Annotated in this window: 14 protein-coding genes; 7 read left to right on the forward strand and 7 right to left on the reverse strand. The window is 70.5% G+C overall.

Features of this window, described 5'->3' with window-relative positions:
• The first annotated feature begins 30 nt into the window (after window positions 1-30).
• Window positions 31-1,743, forward strand: a complete 1,713-nt coding sequence (recJ, locus tag HV826_RS30730; protein ID WP_176420622.1) for a single-stranded-DNA-specific exonuclease RecJ — start codon at window positions 31-33, stop codon at window positions 1,741-1,743.
• 17 nt (window positions 1,744-1,760) lie between these two features.
• Here the strand turns inward: recJ and HV826_RS30735 are convergent, their stop codons facing one another.
• From HV826_RS30735 to HV826_RS30745, 3 genes are all read right to left on the reverse strand, one after another.
• Entirely contained in the window at window positions 1,761-1,988 is a 228-nt protein-coding gene (locus HV826_RS30735) for a YHS domain-containing protein (protein WP_176420623.1), read from the reverse strand.
• 185 nt (window positions 1,989-2,173) lie between these two features.
• Complete coding sequence (locus HV826_RS30740) at window positions 2,174-2,932, reverse strand: hypothetical protein (RefSeq protein WP_176420635.1); 759 nt, start codon at window positions 2,930-2,932, stop codon at window positions 2,174-2,176.
• Between the two features lie 17 nt (window positions 2,933-2,949).
• On the reverse strand, window positions 2,950-4,239 hold the full coding sequence (locus HV826_RS30745) for a hypothetical protein (protein WP_176420624.1): 1,290 nt from the start codon (window positions 4,237-4,239) through the stop codon (window positions 2,950-2,952).
• Window positions 4,240-4,476: 237 nt separating this feature from the next.
• Between HV826_RS30745 and aspS the strand changes: the two genes are divergently transcribed.
• The 5 genes from aspS (at window position 4,477) to HV826_RS30770 (ending at window position 9,238) form a co-directional block, all read left to right on the forward strand.
• Window positions 4,477-6,297, forward strand: coding sequence for an aspartate--tRNA ligase (aspS, locus tag HV826_RS30750; protein WP_176420625.1), 1,821 nt, complete (start codon window positions 4,477-4,479; stop codon window positions 6,295-6,297).
• Window positions 6,298-6,449: 152 nt separating this feature from the next.
• Window positions 6,450-7,376 (forward strand): diacylglycerol kinase family protein, encoded by a 927-nt coding sequence (locus HV826_RS30755; RefSeq protein ID WP_176420626.1) that lies wholly within the window; start codon window positions 6,450-6,452, stop codon window positions 7,374-7,376.
• 170 nt (window positions 7,377-7,546) lie between these two features.
• Window positions 7,547-8,602 (forward strand): DUF72 domain-containing protein, encoded by a 1,056-nt coding sequence (locus HV826_RS30760; RefSeq protein WP_176420627.1) that lies wholly within the window; start codon window positions 7,547-7,549, stop codon window positions 8,600-8,602.
• A 44-nt stretch (window positions 8,603-8,646) separates the two neighbouring features.
• A complete protein-coding gene (locus HV826_RS30765) occupies window positions 8,647-8,907 on the forward strand; it encodes a hypothetical protein (protein ID WP_176420628.1) in 261 nt (86 codons plus the stop codon).
• Window positions 8,870-9,238, forward strand: a complete 369-nt coding sequence (locus HV826_RS30770) for a Smr/MutS family protein (RefSeq protein WP_163781098.1) — start codon at window positions 8,870-8,872, stop codon at window positions 9,236-9,238. Before HV826_RS30765 ends, HV826_RS30770 begins: the two co-directional genes overlap by 38 nt.
• Here HV826_RS30770 and HV826_RS30775 read toward each other — a convergent pair.
• From HV826_RS30775 to HV826_RS36755, 4 genes are all read right to left on the reverse strand, one after another.
• The gene (locus HV826_RS30775) at window positions 9,220-11,985 is read right to left on the reverse strand and encodes an SNF2-related protein (RefSeq protein ID WP_176420629.1); all 2,766 of its coding nucleotides are present in this window, start codon (window positions 11,983-11,985) and stop codon (window positions 9,220-9,222) included. The genes HV826_RS30770 and HV826_RS30775 overlap by 19 nt on opposite strands.
• Window positions 11,986-12,185: 200 nt before the next feature.
• Complete coding sequence (locus HV826_RS30780; protein WP_176420630.1) at window positions 12,186-13,523, reverse strand: DUF58 domain-containing protein; 1,338 nt, start codon at window positions 13,521-13,523, stop codon at window positions 12,186-12,188.
• Window positions 13,520-14,455, reverse strand: coding sequence for a MoxR family ATPase (locus tag HV826_RS30785; RefSeq protein ID WP_176420631.1), 936 nt, complete (start codon window positions 14,453-14,455; stop codon window positions 13,520-13,522). The genes HV826_RS30780 and HV826_RS30785 overlap by 4 nt, the downstream gene beginning before the upstream one ends.
• 69 nt (window positions 14,456-14,524) lie before the next feature.
• Window positions 14,525-15,136: a hypothetical protein gene (locus HV826_RS36755; protein WP_217917767.1), complete on the reverse strand. Its 612-nt coding sequence runs from the start codon at window positions 15,134-15,136 to the stop codon at window positions 14,525-14,527.
• 375 nt (window positions 15,137-15,511) lie between these two features.
• Between HV826_RS36755 and HV826_RS30795 the strand changes: the two genes are divergently transcribed.
• On the forward strand, window positions 15,512-16,811 hold a 1,300-nt coding region (locus HV826_RS30795), incomplete at its 3' end, for a HEAT repeat domain-containing protein (protein ID WP_176420633.1).

The raw sequence follows: 16,811 nt of genomic DNA on the forward strand, positions 1-16,811 counted from the left end.
TAGCCAATTCATCGAGGAGGGGTGTCGAGCGTGCGGTGGTTGCTTCCAGATGTAGTCGAGCAGGAAGTGGCGTCCCTCGTGGGGGAGCTGTCGCTGCACCCGCTCGCGGCGAAGGTGCTCCTGCACCGTGGCTACCGCACCCCTGAGTCCGCGTCGGCGTTCCTGTCGGACCGGTTGGCGGACCTGCCGGACCCGTTCCGCATGAAGGGGATGCCGGGGGCGGTGGACCGCATCATCCGGGCGATTCGCTCGCGGGAGAAGGTGACGCTCTACGGGGATTACGACGTGGACGGCGTCTGCTCCACGTCGTTGCTGTACCTCTTCATGAAGGAGCTGGGCGCGCCGCCCGCGACGTACATCCCCCACCGGCTGGACGAAGGCTATGGCCTCAACGTCGGCGCGGTGGAGCGCATCGCCGCGGAGGGCACGCGGGTGCTGGTGACGCTGGACTGCGGCATCACCTCGGTCGCCGAAATCACCCGCGCCAAGGAGCTGGGCCTGGATGTGCTGGTGGTGGACCACCACACCGTGCCGCCCACGCTGCCGCCCGCGGTGGCGGTGCTCAACCCGCACCAGCCTGGCTGCGAGTACCCGACGAAGGCGCTGTGCGCCGCGGGCGTGGCCTTCAACTTCTGCATGGGCATCCGCAAGCGCCTGCGCGACGAGGGCTTCTTCGCCACCCGGAAGGAGCCCAACCTCCGCGCGATGATGGACCTGGTGGCGCTGGCCACGGTGGCGGACGTGGTGCCCCTCACCGGCGCCAACCGCATCCTCGTGACGCACGGCCTCCAGGAGCTGAGCGCGGGCCGCCGGCCGGGCGTGCGGGCCTTGAAGGAGGTGGCGGGCATGGACCCGGACGCCTCCGTCACCGCGGGCCAGGTGGGCTTCCGCCTGGGGCCGCGCATCAACGCGGCGGGCCGGCTGCATGACGCCTCGCTGGGCCTCCAACTGCTGTGCTCGGAGTCACCGGAGACGGCGCGCTCGCTGGCCGCGGTGTTGGACCGCGCCAACGCGGAGCGCCAGGGCATCGAGAGCAGCATCCTCACGCAGGCGCTGGCCCAGGCGGAGTCGCTGAAGGACGCGCGCGGCCTGGTGCTGTACGACGAAGGCTGGCACCCGGGCGTCATCGGCATCGTCGCCTCGCGCGTGGTGGAGCGCTTCTACCGGCCCACCGTCATGGTGGGGGTGAAGGACGGCGTGGGGAAGGGCTCGGCGCGCAGCATCGAGGCCTTCCACCTCCATGACGCGCTCAGCGGCTGCGCGGAGCTGCTGACGCGCTTCGGCGGCCACAAGCACGCCGCGGGGCTCACCATCGACGCGGAGCGGCTGCCCGCCTTCCGGGAGGCCTTCGAGAAGATTGCCTACCAGCGCCTGTCTCCGGAGGACCTCATCCCCCGGTGCCGCGTGGACGCGGTGGTGAACCCCAACGAGCTGGACGCCCACGCCGTGGAGTCGCTCCAGCGGCTGGGGCCCTTCGGGCAGGGCAATCCGGAGCCCGTCCTGGTGCTGCGCCGGCAGGTGGCTCGCCCCCGCGTGCTGCAGCCCAAGTCCGGCACGGGCCATGGCCACCTCAAGCTGGCCCTGGCGGACGCGCCGGAGCTGGACGCCATCGGCTTCAACATGGCGGACCGGGCCACGCTGGTGGATGGCCCGGTGGACCTGGCCTTCCAGGCCGGCTTCGACACGTTCCGAGGCCAGCGCAAGCTGTCGCTGCGGCTCAAGGATTTGCGCGTGGCCGCCTGACAGCCCTGGCGCTCAGCTCAGGCGATGCCCCAGCGGACGCGGCCCGGCGTCATCAGCGCGCCGACGCGGGCCAGCTCGTTGAAGCGGAAGCGCTCCGCCTGCCTTTCGAAGGCGTGGCGGCACCGCTCCGAGCAGAAGAAGTAACGGCGCTTCTTGTACTCGGTGGTGGGACGGCCCTCGGGTGTGTCCAAGGTCTTCCCACAGATGGGGTCCAAGTGCTGCCCCTGTCCCTGCGCGTTCTTCATGCCTCGCCTCCCAGCCCCCAGGGGAACCCAGGTTCCCGTCCCGGTGGAATTCAAGAGCACACGGCGTGCCAGTCCCAACTCCTTGAAGTCGCAAGGAGGGGACACGGGCGAAGCGGGGAGTCGGTGGAAAAATCTTCATGGCCGCCCGCCGGAGGAGGCGCGGCGAGCGGCCGGTGAAGGCGACTTCAGAAGGCGGTGCCGAGGCTGCCGCCCAGGAAGAAGTCGTTGTGGTAGCCCCGGCGGTAGCCCATGGCCTCCAGCCGGAAGGCGAGGCGGAAGTTACCGGAGGAGGTCAGCCGGGGCCGGCCGCGGAAGCCCACGCCGTACTGGAGCAGCGGCTTGAGGCCGCTCACCTTCGTCTCCGCCGTGTCGATGGTGAGGGTCGACGACGTGTACGCGACGCCGCCACCCGCCTGGGCGAAGAAGCCGAAGTCGGACTTGCCGAGCTTCAGCTCGTAGGCCGGGGCAATGGTGAAGTAGTGGAGGTGCGTCTTGCCCTGGATGAAGTCGGTGCCGTCGCTGGTGCCGCCGAACGTCCAGCGCACGTCGGCCCAGAGGGCCTCGCGCAGCGACTCGTCGTCGAGGATGCGCCCGTACTCCCAGGTGGCGCGCACGCCCAGGCCCAGGCGCGTCTCCGTGGCCCGGCCGCGCGGGCTGTCCAGGAAGAGGGCGCCGGTGATGAACTCCATGGCCACGCCCAGGTTCGGGTCGTCGAGCCCGGAGAGGGCCTTGAAGTCGTCCTCGCCGTCGTCGTGCTCCTGCTCGGAGACGCGGCGGAAGTCGTCCGTCTCGTCCACCTTGGGGCGCACCTCGTCATAGGAGCCGGCGGCGTCGTAGGCGGGCTCGTCGTCCGGGTAGGCGTAGGGGTCGTCCTCGTCCTGGGCCAGGGCGGGGGCGGACAGGGCGAGGCTGCCCAGGGCGCAACGCAAGAGCCACATCTTCACGGAAGCAGTCCTCATGCTCACAAGTCCAGGCGGGGGCAGGTCGTGCCACCCGCGGCGCTGGGCGGGCACATGTTGGGGTCGGTGCCGACGAGCTGCTCACGCGGAATCTGGAGGTGGTCCATCAGCTCGTTGCAGACGGCCTCCTTCAGGCGCAGGTCGGTGACGTGGGTGATGATGGCGCTGGCGGCCACGGCGAGGGTGAAGCGGGACTGGTCCGCCAGCGTGGCGCGCGCCAGCTGGTAGAGGCCGGGCGTCGTCGTGCTCTCGTCGTTGTACGAGGCGACGATGGCGCGCAGCAGCACGTCGCGCTGACCGGTGGCCTCGCCGGCCTGGTAGAGCGCGCTGGCGAGCAGCGTGCCCACCCGGTACTCGTTGCCGCTGAACGCGCTCAGGTTCTGGTTGTAGAGCTGGCTCAGCAAGGACGCGTCCATGCAGCGGTCCACGCGGGCCAGGTCCCGGTCGTCGGTGATGGGGCCGTAGACGTTGCCGTGAAAGGACGTGGAGAAGAAGCGCGTGTCACAGCCCTTGCCGCCCTGGGTCGTCTGACAGGTGGCGCCGTACGCGTGGTAGTCCGCGAGCCCCTCGTCGAAGGACTTGAGGATGTTGGCGCCCGGGCTGGCGCCGGATTGCTGCCACAGCGTGAGCGCCTCCGGGAACTGCTGGCCGTTGTAGGCCTTCAGGTTGAAGACGCGGTGCGAGTATTCGTGGGCGATGACGCCGGCGTTGATGGCCAGCGGGGCGCGCTGGAGCTGGTCGAAGGGCAGCACCAGGAACGACTCCAGCACGGAGAAGTACATGGCGTTGTCGCTCAGCGGGTCCTTGTCCACGTCCGCGAGCACGAACTCCGGGAAGTAGTACGTGGTGACGGGGTCCTTGAAGTCCGCCGCGGGGAGGTTGCCCACGCCGCGGAAGTAATCGTAGGCGCGCTCCATGCTGTAGTACGCCGTCACCATGTTCCAGGTGTGGAAGTCCGCCGGCCACAGGACGCCGTCCTGGGAGATGTAGTTGGCGCTGACGTCACGGCCGGCGTTCTTGAGCAGCGCGTTGGCGTAGCCCTCCGGCGTGGTGGCGTTGTTCAGGTCCGGGTCCTGGGAGTCGATGACGATGCGCGCGCCTCCCTGGAGGTCGGCCACCGTGCCCTTGAGGCCGACGATGTCGGAGATGGTCTTCAGCTCCACCTCCTGGGGGACGTACTGGCCATTGCTGGAGAGCACCAGGGCGCTGACCTTGACGGGCGCGGCTGAATCGGGCGCACAGCCGGCGGCCAGTCCGAGCGCGGCGGTCGAGGCGATGACTGTTCGGAGCATGCCGCCGTTCTACTCCGGACCGCCCGGAACGTGTATTCCCCCCGTCCGTCACCTTCGCGAGCACGGCGGGCGGGCAGCCGGTGCGCCCTGGCCTCGCGGGCGGCTTTGGAACCCGGAATCCGCCCTGAATCCGACGGTTTGAGACCGGTCCGGGGCGCTCGGATTCCTTGACGCGTTGTTTCCACGATCCGTATGGTGCCCCGCCTTCTTCCCCCTTCGAATCCAGCAGGCGGTGCCATGGCAGTCCCGTTCATCTCCGAGGTCAAGCGTACCCACACTTGCGGTCAGCTCACCGCGACCAACGTCGGCGAGGAAGTCGTCCTCTTCGGCTGGGTGCACAACCGCCGGGACCACGGCGGCGCGGTGTTCATCGACCTGCGAGATCGGGATGGCCTCACGCAGGTGGTGTTCGAGCCGGACCACGCGGAGGCGCACGCGCTCGCCGGGAGCCTCCGGCTGGAGTACTGCGTGGGCGTGCGCGGCAAGGTCGTCTCGCGCGGGAAGAACGTGAACCCGAAGATGAAGACGGGTGAAATCGAGATCCAGGCCAGCGACCTCACCATCTTCAACCGCTCCGAGCCGACGCCGTTCCCCGTCGAGGACAGCATCGACACGTCGGAGGAGAAGCGCCTGGCCCACCGCTTCCTGGACCTGCGCCGCGCGCCGCTCCAGCGCTCGCTGATGACGCGCTCGAAGATGAACGCGCTGACGCGCTCGTACATGGTGGACAACGGGTTCCTGGAGCTGGAGACGCCCTTCATGGGCAAGTACACGCCGGGCGGCGCGCGCAACTTCCTGGTCCCCAGCCGCCTCAACCCGGGCAAGTTCTACGCGCTGGCGGAGAGCCCGCAGCTCTACAAGCAGCTCTTCATGGTGGCGGGCTTCGACCGGTACTTCCAGATCGTGAAGTGCTTCCGCGACGAGGACCTGCGCGTGGACCGGCAGCCGGAGTTCACGCAAATCGACGTGGAGATGAGCTTCGTCAACCAGGACGACATCTTCACCATGATTGAGGGCCTGCTGAAGAAGCTGTGGGGCGAGGTGCTGGGCATCGACATCCCCACGCCCTTCATGCGGATGGACTTCTACGAGTCCATGGCGAAGTACGGCAACGACAAGCCGGACCTGCGCTTCGGCCTGGAGCACGTGGTGCTCACCGACCTCATCCGCGAGCACGGCGAGGGCGGCGGCGTCCCCATGATTTGGGAGGCGGTGCAGAACAAGGGCATCGTCAAGGCCATGGTCATCCCCGCGGAGAAGGCGATGAGCCGCGCGGAGAGCGACAAGCTGGAGGAGTTCGCCAAGCAGGCGGGCGCCAAGGGCCTGGCCCGCGCGAAGGTGGCGGACGGGGGCGAGTGGACGCAGTCCCCGCTGTCCAAAACAATCAGCCCCGCGCTGCGGCAGGCCATCAACCAGGCCGTGGGCGCGAAGACGGGCGACCTGCTCCTGTTCCAGTTCGGCAAGGAGTCGCTGGTCCACACGGTGATGGCCAACCTGCGCGTGCACGTGGCCAAGAAGCTGGGCCTGATTCCGGAGTACGGCAGCGGCGGCCAGTGGAACTTCCTCTGGGTCGTGAACCCGCCGCTGTTCGAGTACGACGACGAGACGAACACCTGGGCGGCGGCGCACCACGCCTTCACGCGTCCGCACGACGAGGACGTGGACTTCCTGCTCACGGACCCGGGCCGGGTGAAGTGCCACCGCTACGACGTGGTGCTCAACGGCTTCGAGATTGGCGGCGGCTCCATCCGGCTGCATGACCCGAAGGTGCAGGCGGAGGTGTTCAAGGCGCTGGGCATCAGCGACGAGGACGCGCGCGCCAAGTTCGGCTTCCTGCTGGACGCGCTGAAGTTCGGCGCCCCGCCGCACGGCGGCATCGCGCTGGGCATGGACCGGCTGGTCATGCTGCTCACGGGCGCCGAGTCCCTGCGCGACGTGATTCCGTTCCCCAAGTCGAAGACGGGCACCGACCTGATGACGGGCGCCCCCGGCGACGTGGATGACCGGCAGCTCAAAGAGGTCCACGTGCGGCCGGTGCCCGTGGCGCCGAAGGCCTGAGTCCGTCAGACGCGAGCCCTCGCCCGCGCGCTCCCGCCACCCCCTTTGACGCGGGGTGGCGGCGGACCCGCCGTGGCCCGAACATGGCCACGGAGTGGAGTGCCGGTGCGCAACCGCGTAAACAGGGAGGGCCAAGGGAGGGGTAGGGCCAGATGAAGACGTTCCTCGTGGTCAATCCGCGCAGCGCCAACGGCCAGACAGGAAAGCGCTGGGCTGAGATTTCCGCGCAGGTCAGCAGGGCGCTGGGCGACTTCGGCCATGGCTTCACCCAGGGCGGCATGGACGCGGTGCGCATCACCCGCCAGGCCCTCCTGGACGGGTACGAGTGCATCGTCGCGGTGGGTGGCGACGGCACGCTCAACGAAGTCACCAACGGCTTCTTCGAGGACGGCAAGGCGCTGAATCCGAACGCGGCGCTGGGGCTGATTCCTCGGGGCACGGGGGGCGACTTCCGGCGCACCTTCGGGTGGGACCTGGAGCTGGCCTCGTCGCTGGAGCGGCTGCGCTCCGGCGCGACGGAGCCCTTCGACGTGGGCCGGCTGGAGTTCACCGACAACGCGGGCCAGCCCGCCACCCGCTACTTCGCCAACATCGCCTCGTTCGGTGTGAGCGCTGTGGTGGCCCAGGAGGTCAACCAGAGCAGCAAGGCCCTGGGCGGCCACCTGAGCTTCATGTGGGGCACGCTGAAGGGCCTGGTGAAGTACTCGGAGCGGCAGGTGCGCCTGTCGGTGGACGGGGGCCCGGAAGAAGTGGTGAGCGTCACCGCGGTGGCCGTGGCCAACGGTCGCTACTTCGGCAGCGGCATGTTCGTCGCGCCGGACGCCGTCACCCACGACGGCCTCTTCGACGTCACCATCTGGTCCAACTACGGCCTGAGTGACTTCGTCCTCAAGTCGAAGGGCGTCTACAACGGCTCGCACGTGAACTGGAAGGGCACGCGCCGCCTGCGCTGCCGCACCCTGCGCGCCGAGCCCGTGGAGGGCGGCGACGTGTTCCTGGACGTGGACGGCGAGACGCCGGGCCGCCTCCCGTGCACCCTGACGCTGCTGCCCGGGGCCATCCGCCTCAAGGTGTTGTAGCGCCCGCGTGTCCCGAATCGTCGCCCGGTCGCCTGTGGAGCGACATGGCACTTGGGACGTGGGGCTGGACTGAGGCAACCTCCTGCAGCCGGTGGCGTCTGGCGTTAGGTGCGCTGGACGCACGGCACCGTGCCCCGCGGTGCCTGCTGTATTGGCCCAGGAGACGCGCCATGCCTCAAGAGCGAGGACCCGCCCAGCTCGACCTCTTCACCGGCGCCGCCGTGGAGCCGCCCGCCAGGGGCCGCAAGGGTGCGCAGCCCGTGGCGCCGGCGGCGGTGCCGGAGTCGCTGGCCACGCTGGGGCGGGAGCTGCCTCGGGGTGTGTTCCTGGGGACGTCGTCGTGGACGTTCCCGGGCTGGTCCGGCATCGTCTATGACCATGAGGCCGCCGCCTCGCAGCTCGCGAGGGAGGGCCTGGCCGCCTACGCGCACCACCCGGTGCTGCGCACGGTGGGCATCGACCGGACCTTCTACGGCCCCATCGCCTCCAGCGCCTTCGCCGAGTACGCCGCCCAGGTGCCGGACACCTTCCGCTTCCTGGTGAAGGCCCACGAGGCGTGCACCCTGGCGCGCTTCCCGCTGCACGAGCGCTACGGCACGCAGCGGGGACAAACCAATGAGCGCTTCCTCCATGCCGCCTACGCCACGGAGGCCGTCGTCATGCCCTTCGTGGAGGGGCTGGGGGAGAAGGCGGGGCCGCTCGTCTTCCAGTTCCCGCCGCAGGATCCGCAGGCGCTCGGCGGGCCCGCGCGCTTCGTGGAGCGGCTGCACGCCTTCTTCTCCGCGCTGCCGAAGGGGCCGCTGTACGCGGTGGAGCTGCGCAACGAAACGCTGCTCACGGAGGGGCTGGCACAGGCGCTGGCGGACGTGGGCGTCAGTCCGGTGCTGGCGGTGTGGGCGCACATGCCGCCCGTGGGCCGGCAGGCGAAGCTCACCCGCGCCTTTGAATCCCGCGCGCTGGTGGTGCGGTGGATGCTCCCGCCGGACCTCGGCTACGAGGAGGCTCGCGCGCGCTACGCGCCGTTCAATCAACTGGTGGACGAGGACGTCCCCACGCGCGACGTCCTGGCCCGGGTGTGCCTGGCGGCGCTGCGCCGGGACAAGCCCACCTTCATCACCATCAACAACAAGGCCGAGGGCAGCGCGCCACTGTCCGCTATCAAACTGGCCGAGCGCGTCGTCCTGGGCAGGCGGGAAGAAGCTGAGCGCCAGGCCTCCGACATCTGAGCGCCACTTGCCACTGAGCACGCGTCTTGCTTACCTGTGGGGCCATGACAGTCATCACGGTTGCAGCGTTGATGGTCCAGCTGATGTCCGCAGGGGGCGCTGGCGCCCACGGCGAGCAGGCAGCCGGCCGCCAGCAAGGCGACCCGGGCAGCGTCTCCACGAACCTCTCCGCGCTGAAGGGCGAAGTGTCCTCGCTGTCCGAGCGCTTCAAGGCTGCACGCGAGCGGCGCCGCCTGCAGGCGGCGAAGGAGAAGCAGGAGTGGGAGCGTGAGCCGAAGACGCCTGCCCGTCCTGGGCGCGAATGAGCCGCCGCTCCCGCCCGAAGGGCCGGAGCCGCCGCCTTCCGAGGACGAAGCTGTAGAAATTCCCATTGATGGGAACCTGGACCTGCACCTCTTCCACCCGCGCGACGTGAAGGACCTGGTGGTGGAGTACCTCTGGGCGTGCCGGCAGAAGGGCGTCCTGGACGTGCGCATCATCCACGGCAAGGGCACCGGCGCGCTGAGGCGCACCGTGCAGTCGCTGCTTCCCAAGCTGCCGGAGGTGGAGTCGTTCCGCTCCGCGGGCGAAGGGGACGGAGGCTGGGGCGCGACGTGGGTGCGTCTGCGCCCGGCGGACTACGACAGCCAGAAGTAGGCGGAGGCGATGAGGGAGCGCTTCTCCGTCACCTTCCCCTTGTTGGCCAGCTCCGCGAGCTGCCGGTCCTTGGAGGCATAGCGCTTCTCCTCCTCGTTGCGGAGCGAGGACAGCTTGCGGCGGTACTCGCGCTCCAGCCTGTCGGAATGGGCGCGGGCCTTGGCCTTGTCGGCGATGTCCTCGGCCAGCCCCACCTGCTTGCGCGCCTCAATCCACGTCTGCCGCGCGGCTTCCACGGCCTCGCGCGACTCCATGAGGCAGTCCTCGACGTAGCGGTCCGCGCGCTCCTTGGCCTTGTCCAGCTCCAGGGCGTTGCGCCGCTCCGCGGCCCGGACGATTTCGTCCTTCGCCGCCACCAGCGCCTGCTCCTGCATCAGCTGCACGGACACCGGCGCGGGCTGGCGCCGGCGCTCCGGCTTCGCCGCCAGCTTCACGAAGTGCGCGCCGTCCGCCATGGGCAGGGCGCGGAAACCGTCCCTGTCGCGCACGAGCACCAGGTGGGCCAGCTTTTCCTCGGGCTTGAGGCCGGTCGTCTCGAACTTGTACGCGAACCACCAGCCCTCGCTGCCCGCGAGCCGCGCCAGCCGGGACGGCAGTCCCGCCGCGTCCAGTTGCAGGTAGCTCACCGCGTCCTGGGTGCGCTCCTTGACGGCGTAGGCGGCCTTGGCCACCTCCAGCCGCCCTGAGTTGCGGCTGCCCAGCACGGAGGCGGTGAGGGCGCGGGCCTCCTGCTGGCGCTTGGCCAGGGCCTCCTTCGTCTGCTCGTTCTGTCCGCGCAGCCGGCGCCGCACGTCGCCGTCGAAGCGCTCCAGCACCACCGAGCGCATCTCCGTCATGCGCTGGCTGATGCGGCCCTCCAGCTCCCCGCGGAGCTTGTCGAAGGCGATGTTGATGTCCTCGGGCTTCCGGCAGGACTGGTAGATGTCCAGGATGCGTCGCTCGAAGTCGACGCCGCTCTCCAGCGCGCCCAGGATTTCGTCGGACGCGCCGAACACGCCGTCGAAGAGGTTCAGCTTCTTCTCCAGCAGCTCGAAGAGGCGGGCGTCCGCCGCGTTCATCCTGTTGAGGAAGTTGATGACCAGCACGTCCCGCTGCTGGCCGTACCGGTGGCAGCGGCCGATGCGCTGCTCCACGCGCTGCGGGTTCCAGGGCAAGTCATAGTTCACCACCAGGTTGCAGAACTGGAGGTTGAGGCCCTCTGCGCCCGCCTCGGTGCAGATGAGGATCTGCGTGCGGTTGCGGAACTCCTCCACCAGCGCGCGCCGGTCCTCGGGCGTGCCCGCATCCCCCGACAGCAGGGAAATCTTCCCCTGGTAGCCGCTCTCCGACAGGAGGTTGAAGAGGTACTGCTGCGTGCGCTTGGACTCGGTGAAGATGAGCGCCTTCTCCGGCCAGCCGTGCGACTTCATCACGGCGAAGGTCCGGTCCAGGCCGCGCTTGAGCGCCTCTCCCTTGGCGTTGACCTTGATGGAGTCCGCCAGGTCCGCGTACTGGCGCAGCTCCCAGACCTCCTGCTCCAGCGCGCGGACGTTGGGGGCCTTGGCCGGGTCGTCCGACCACTCCTCGCCCTCCTCGACGAACTGCTTGGCCTCCTCGGGCTCGAACATCGCCAGGGCCTGCTGGCCCAGCTTCGCCGCCTGGAGGCGCTTCTCCAGGTTGTCCGACAGGCGGCGCAGGGTGGGGGCGATGGCGTAGGTGGAGGACGCCAGCAGCTTGCGGTAGCAGAGCGTCAGCAGCGTCTTCTTGCCGGGCTCAATCGCCGCGGCCTCGGAGCGCTGGAGGTACTCGCTGACCTTCTCGTAGAGGTCGTGCTCCTCGGGGGAGGGGGTGAAGTCCTCCACGATGGAGCGGCGGTTGGTGTAGCGGACGTATTCGCGCACCTGCCGGCGCAGGGTGCGCTGCACCACGGGGGCCAGCCGCTCCTTCAGCTCGACGGCGGCGGCTTCGGGCATGCCGCCGGCCTCGTCCGTCCGGTAGCGGCTGCGGAAGGCGTGCTCGGGCCCCAGGATCTGTTCGTCCAGCAGGGACATCAGCCCGAACAGCTCCATCAGGTCATTCTGGAGCGGCGTGGCGGTGAGCAGCAGCTTGGGCTTGCCGGCCAGGGACGCCCTCAGGGCCTGCCCCATCTTGTTGTTGGGCCGGTGCGCGTTGCGCAGGCGGTGGGCCTCGTCGATGACGATGAGGTCCCAGGGAATCTCCGACGTCAGGTGCGCCTTGTTCGCCGCGAAGGGGTGCGAGCAGATGACGGGGAAGGGCTGGTCGAAGCAGTTCCCGGTGGCGCGCACGGTGCGGCCGTCCACCAGGACGCTGTCCAGGTCGAACTTCTCCCGCAGCTCGCTGTTCCACTGCGCGCGCAGCGTGGCGGGCGCCATGATGAGGATGCGCGACTTCCCCTCGGCCATCAGCTGGGCGATGACGAGCCCCGCTTCAATCGTCTTCCCCAGGCCGACCTCGTCACCCAGCATGCAGCCGCCGCGCGACAGCGAGTCGAGCGCGAACATGGCGCCTTCCACCTGGTGCGGGTTGAGGTCCACCTTCGCTTCCGACAGCGCTCCCGCCAGCCGTTGCTGCGTGTCACCGCTGCGGGCCAGCAGCTCCTCTGCCAGCAGCCGCTCATGGAAGGGCGTCAACGCCGTGGGGGCCGCCGCCGCCGACCCGGACTCCATCCGTGCCGCCACCGCCGCCGCCGCGTTCGCCTCAACCTCCACCCTGAATCCCCTCGCGACCTCCGCCAAGACCGTCTCCATCCGTGGTGTTTTCGAGGTCGCCCGCCGTCACGGCGAGCGCGGACCGGCCATTTTGTTGACGCGCGCCTATCTGTAAAGGGGGTCGTGTCCGAGGCCGAAAATTCGGCCTCCGCGCGATTGGCATGCTTCTTCGCGAGCGGCGTCGATACACGTTGACTGCACACTGCGTACAAAACTTTCGCTGGACTTGACGCAGAGGCCTAGAGCAGTCCGCGCGCCTTCACGTCCAGATAGGCGTTGAGCGTGGCCGCGCCGAAGCCGCGCGCGGGGGCTCGGAGCACCAGCGCGCCCGCGTCCCGCAGGGTGGTGGCCGTGCGCCGGTACTCCGTCTCCAGGCGCGCCGCGGCCTGGCGCGCGTAGGCGTCCTGCGTCCGCGCGGGCACGCCGTGGGCCGCCGCCTGGACGTCCTCGTCCAGCAGCGAGGCGACGACGGGCAGGTGCCGGGGACGCAGCGCCAGCGTGCGCGTGAGGAGGCTGGCGGAGGCGTCCGGGTCCACCAGGTCCGTGAACAGCACCACCAGGGCGCGCCGCGTCTGGCGGGCGAAGGCGAAGTCGAAGGCGCGGCCGTAGTCGCTCTCCTCGAGCGCGGCCTCGGTGCGGTAGAGCGCTTCGGTGATGAGCCGCAGGTGCTCGCGGCCCTTGCGCGGCGGCAGGTAGGCCCGCACGCCGCTGGCGAACGCCAGCACGCCGACCACGTCACCGGCCTCCAGGCCGACACGCGCCAGCCGCAGCGCCGCGTCCACCGCATGGTCCAGCTTGCGCCGCTCCTGGATGCGGCCCGCCATGTGCCGCCCGCAGTCCAGCAGCAGGAGCACCGGCTGGTGCTGCTCCGGCTGCCACGTGCGGACCAGGGTGTGGGCGTGGCGCGCGGACGCCTTCCAGTCGATGTGGCGGTAGTCGTCGCCAGGGCGGTACTCGCGCAGCGACTCGAACTCCCGCCCCTCCGAGGTGCGCCGCCGCTGCGTGCGCGCGGAGGGGGCATCCGAGGCGTGGGCCAGCGCCAGCGCTTCACGGGTGAGCGCGGTGAGGTCCGGGTACACCTTGACGTCCAGCGCCGCGGGGACGCGGACCTGTCGCGCGCACAGGCCCAAGGGGCCCCGCAGCCGCAGGTGCACGTCTCCGAAGCGGGCGTCGCCCCGCGAAGGCGGCGTGACGAAGTAGGTGAGCTCCTGGGGCCTGGCCTGGGCCGCGGGCAGGGTGAGGCGCTGCCGGTGCCCGCTGCTGGCCATGTCCTCGGGAGGCTCGTCGCGGACCTCCACGTGCAGCGGCGCGGTGCCGGTGTCCTGGCGCTCCAGCACCACGTGCACGGCGTTGCGCGTGCCGGAGGAGAGGACGGGCTCCACGCGCCGCCAGACGCGGACGTCCTGGGCGCGCGGGGCCCGGAGGAAGTCCACGACGCAGAGGGCCAGCACGGCCACGTCCGTCGCCAGCGCGAGCCAGCCGAACGCGGGGCTGGCCACCGCGAGCGCCGCCGGGAGGAGTCCCGCCGCCAGCAGGGCCACGGCGAGGCCGGTGGGGACGGGGCGCCCGGCGCTCACCGGGGCACTCGGACCCGCTCGAGCGTCTGCTTCAGCACGTCGTCCGCGGTGATGCCTTCCACCTCGGCTTCGGCCTTGAGGAGCAGTCGGTGGTTGAGGACGCTGAAGGTGACGGCCTTGACGTCGTCGGGGGTGACGAAGTCCGTGCCCATCAGCGCGGCGCGGGCCTTGGAGGCCGCGAGCAGCGCCTGGGCCGACCGGGGGCTGGCCCCCAGGCGCACGCGCGGGTTGGCGCGCGTCTCCCGGACGAGGGCCACCACGTATTGGAGGATGGAGTCGTCACACGACACGCGGGCGGCGCGCGCCTGCAGCTCCAGCAGCGTGGGCGCGTCCAGCACCTGGCCGGTGGTGGCCGGCTTGCCTTCTCGCTGGTGGAAGGCGCGGAGCATGGTCGTCTCCGCCGAGGCCTCCGGGTAGCCCACGCGCACGCGCATGAGGAAGCGGTCCAGCTGGGCCTCCGGCAGCGGGTAGGTGCCCTCCAGCTCCAGGGGGTTCTGCGTGGCGACCACGAAGAAGTGGGGCGGCAGCGCGTGGGACACGCCGTCGATGGTGACCTGCCGCTCCTCCATGGCCTCCAGGAGCGCGGCCTGGGTCTTGGGCGGGGTGCGGTTGATTTCGTCCGCGACGACGACCTCCGTGAAGATGGGGCCCTTCACGAGGCGGAAGGCGTGGTCCTGGGGCTGGAAGACGTTGGTGCCCAGGATGTCCGCCGGCATCAGGTCCGGGGTGAACTGGATGCGCGTGAAGAGCAGCCCCAGCGCGCCGGCCATGCTGCGCGCGGTGAGCGTCTTGGCCACGCCTGGCACGCCCTCCAGCAGCACGTGGCCGCGCGCGAGGAAGGCCGTCACCAGGTCCTCCAGCACGCGCTGCTGTCCGAAGACGGCCGCGTCGAGCGCGGCGGTGAGACGGGAGAGGGGAGAGGCGTCGGACATGGTGGCCGGTGACGCTAGCCCGCTGCCGCGGAGGGCGGCAGCGCTTTTTCATTCGAGGCGCGCGGAGGCTCAGCGCGAGGACTGACCCTTGAGCCCCAGCAGCGTGCCGCCCAGCGTGGCGACCGCGCCCAGGATGGCCACGTAGACGCCGAAGCTGGGCGACGAGTTCATCATCTCCGAGTTGCCGATGGGCGTGGGCACCATCGTCGTGTCGGACGACACCTTGATGAACACGATGCACCAGATGAGGCACACGATGCTGACGACGAGCTGGCCCATCCACGGCACCACCGGGTTCACGTTGGGGAGCGAGCCCTTGACGCGCACCGTGACGGCCGTGAGCAGGAGGATGGACATGACGAAGGCGCCACAGCCCAGGCTCATCAGGCCGAGCACGTCTCCATCCACCGCCGTCTCCTTCCACGGAAGGAAGCACGACATCAGCACCACCACCGCGCCCCAGAAAGCGACCTTGTCGCCACCCTGGAGCTGGGCGAACAGCTCCTTCGCGTCGCGGATGAGCTCATCCGGGTCGGTGACGGCGCCGCCACGCACGTCCAGGTCCGCGCGGTCCCATGGGTCCACCGAGGCAGCGGGCTCGGGAGCCTTGCGAGGCGAGGGCCGAGGCGCCGCTGCACGCGCCGCGCGCTGCTTCGGCGCACTGCGAGCGACGTCCTCCATGCTCCGGATGTTGGTGGAGTCCGAACCGGGCTGCGGCGCTGCAGCGGGCCGGCTTCCGGACTTGCCAGCGGCCGGACGTGGGCGCCGTGGGGGAGGCGGCCTGGCGGCTCGGCGTGGGTCCTCCGCCGCGTCGGTGGACTCTTCTGGCGCTTCGGCCGGCGGCTCCCCCGCGAGGAACGAGCCATCGATGATGTAATCGCAGACGGAACAGATGGACGTGTTGGCGGCTACCTGCGAGCCGCAGCCAGGGCAGTTCAGGACCAACGCTCCCGCTGAGAGAATCCGCTCTCCATCTTCGGAGCGCCGGCCGTGCGTGTCAAACCCCTCGCGGCCTAACCCCTGGATTTTCGCGGGGAATTGACCTAGGCCCGCGCCATGCGCCGCTCGCACTCCGTCCGTGCCCTGCCGACCTGTGTCGTCGCTCTCTCGCTGCTGTCCGGATGTGTCCGCTCCGTGCCGCCGGTGATGCCGCCTCCCGTGGACGCGCGGACGCTCGAGCGCATCCAGGAATGGGAAGACGCGCGCTCGCTGGGAAATGGGGCCCTGACTTCGCTCGCCGCCAGCGCACCGGACGCTCGGGTGCGTGCCCGGGCCCTGCGGGCGCTGGCGCGAATCCAGGACGCGGCCACCCTGGAGGTTGTCGTCGCGGGGCTGAAGGACGCGGAAGCGACGGTGCGTGGAGAGGCCGCCTTCGCCTCCGGCGTGCTGGCCCTGTCCTGGGAGCCCCTGGTGGACGCCGAGCTCGCGTCGCTGGAGAAGGCGCTGCTGGAGGCCGGGCGGACGGAGCGTGACGCGGACGTGCGGCGGGCGGTGGTGGAGGCCGTGGGCCGGCTGGGGACGCCCGGCGCCGTGACGTGGCTGTCCGAGCGGATGCGGGAGGCGGATGTCGCGGAGGCGGCCCAGGCCACGCAGGCGCTGGGCGTCATCGCGCGCACCCGTGGCGCGGCGGTGGTTGCCCAGGTGTCCCTGGCGCCAGCGGAGGCGCTGCTCGCGGACGAGCGGCCGGTGGAGGCGCGTCAGGCGGGGGCTTATTTCCTGGCCACCGTGAAGCGGACCGAGGCCTTGCCCGCGCTTCGCCGCTGCCTGGGCGACGCGGACGCGGACGCGCGGGCGCTGTGCGCGAAGGGCTTCGGTGACGTGGGCGGTCCCGAGGACGCAGTGGTCCTCGGGCGGCTCTTGGAGGACGCGGTTCCGCGTGTGGCGGCGGAGGCGGCGCGCTCACTGGCGAAGCTGGCGGCGGGTTGCAGTGGACCGTGCACCGCGGTGGACGTGCTGGAGGCCCTGTCGGCGCGAGCCAGGCGCGTGGCCCGAGGCCTGGCGCCTCCGGCGGCGGCGGGGGCGTCAACGCCGGAGGGCGCGAAGGCGCCGGTGGAGACGCTGGCGCGGTCGTCGGAAGGCCACGCGCTGCTGGCGCTGGCGCAGCAGGGGCTGCCCGCCTCTGGCCGTCCCATCCTGGAGTCGCTGCGGCTCGCGCTGGCGGACGCGGAGCGTGGCGCGGCCTCGGACCTGGCACGCGGTGACCTGGCCTGGCTGGATTGTCGGTTGGCGGCGGCGATGGACCGGCAAGAGGGCGCGCTGAAGGAAGTCCTGGGGTGCGGGTACGGGCGCGTGCCCGAGGCGCGCCGCCTGGCGCTGGGGCTGCGTGAGGTGGCCCAGTCGAAGGGGCGGGGTGGGG

The organism is Myxococcus sp. AM010 (genome assembly GCF_013372585.1).
Taxonomy (GTDB): Bacteria; Myxococcota; Myxococcia; order Myxococcales; family Myxococcaceae; genus Myxococcus; species Myxococcus vastator.

Coding starts and splice junctions, on each gene's coding strand:
- HV826_RS30735 (WP_176420623.1), bottom strand. CDS start 1,988: ATGAAGAACGCGCAGGGACAGGGGCAGCACTTGGACCCCATCTGTGGG.
- HV826_RS30745 (WP_176420624.1), bottom strand. CDS start 4,239: ATGCTCCGAACAGTCATCGCCTCGACCGCCGCGCTCGGACTGGCCGCC.
- aspS (WP_176420625.1), top strand. CDS start 4,477: ATGGCAGTCCCGTTCATCTCCGAGGTCAAGCGTACCCACACTTGCGGT.
- HV826_RS30755 (WP_176420626.1), top strand. CDS start 6,450: ATGAAGACGTTCCTCGTGGTCAATCCGCGCAGCGCCAACGGCCAGACA.
- HV826_RS30760 (WP_176420627.1), top strand. CDS start 7,547: ATGCCTCAAGAGCGAGGACCCGCCCAGCTCGACCTCTTCACCGGCGCC.
- HV826_RS30765 (WP_176420628.1), top strand. CDS start 8,647: ATGACAGTCATCACGGTTGCAGCGTTGATGGTCCAGCTGATGTCCGCA.
- HV826_RS30775 (WP_176420629.1), bottom strand. CDS start 11,985: ATGGAGACGGTCTTGGCGGAGGTCGCGAGGGGATTCAGGGTGGAGGTT.
- HV826_RS30785 (WP_176420631.1), bottom strand. CDS start 14,455: ATGTCCGACGCCTCTCCCCTCTCCCGTCTCACCGCCGCGCTCGACGCG.
- HV826_RS36755 (WP_217917767.1), bottom strand. CDS start 15,136: ATGGAGGACGTCGCTCGCAGTGCGCCGAAGCAGCGCGCGGCGCGTGCA.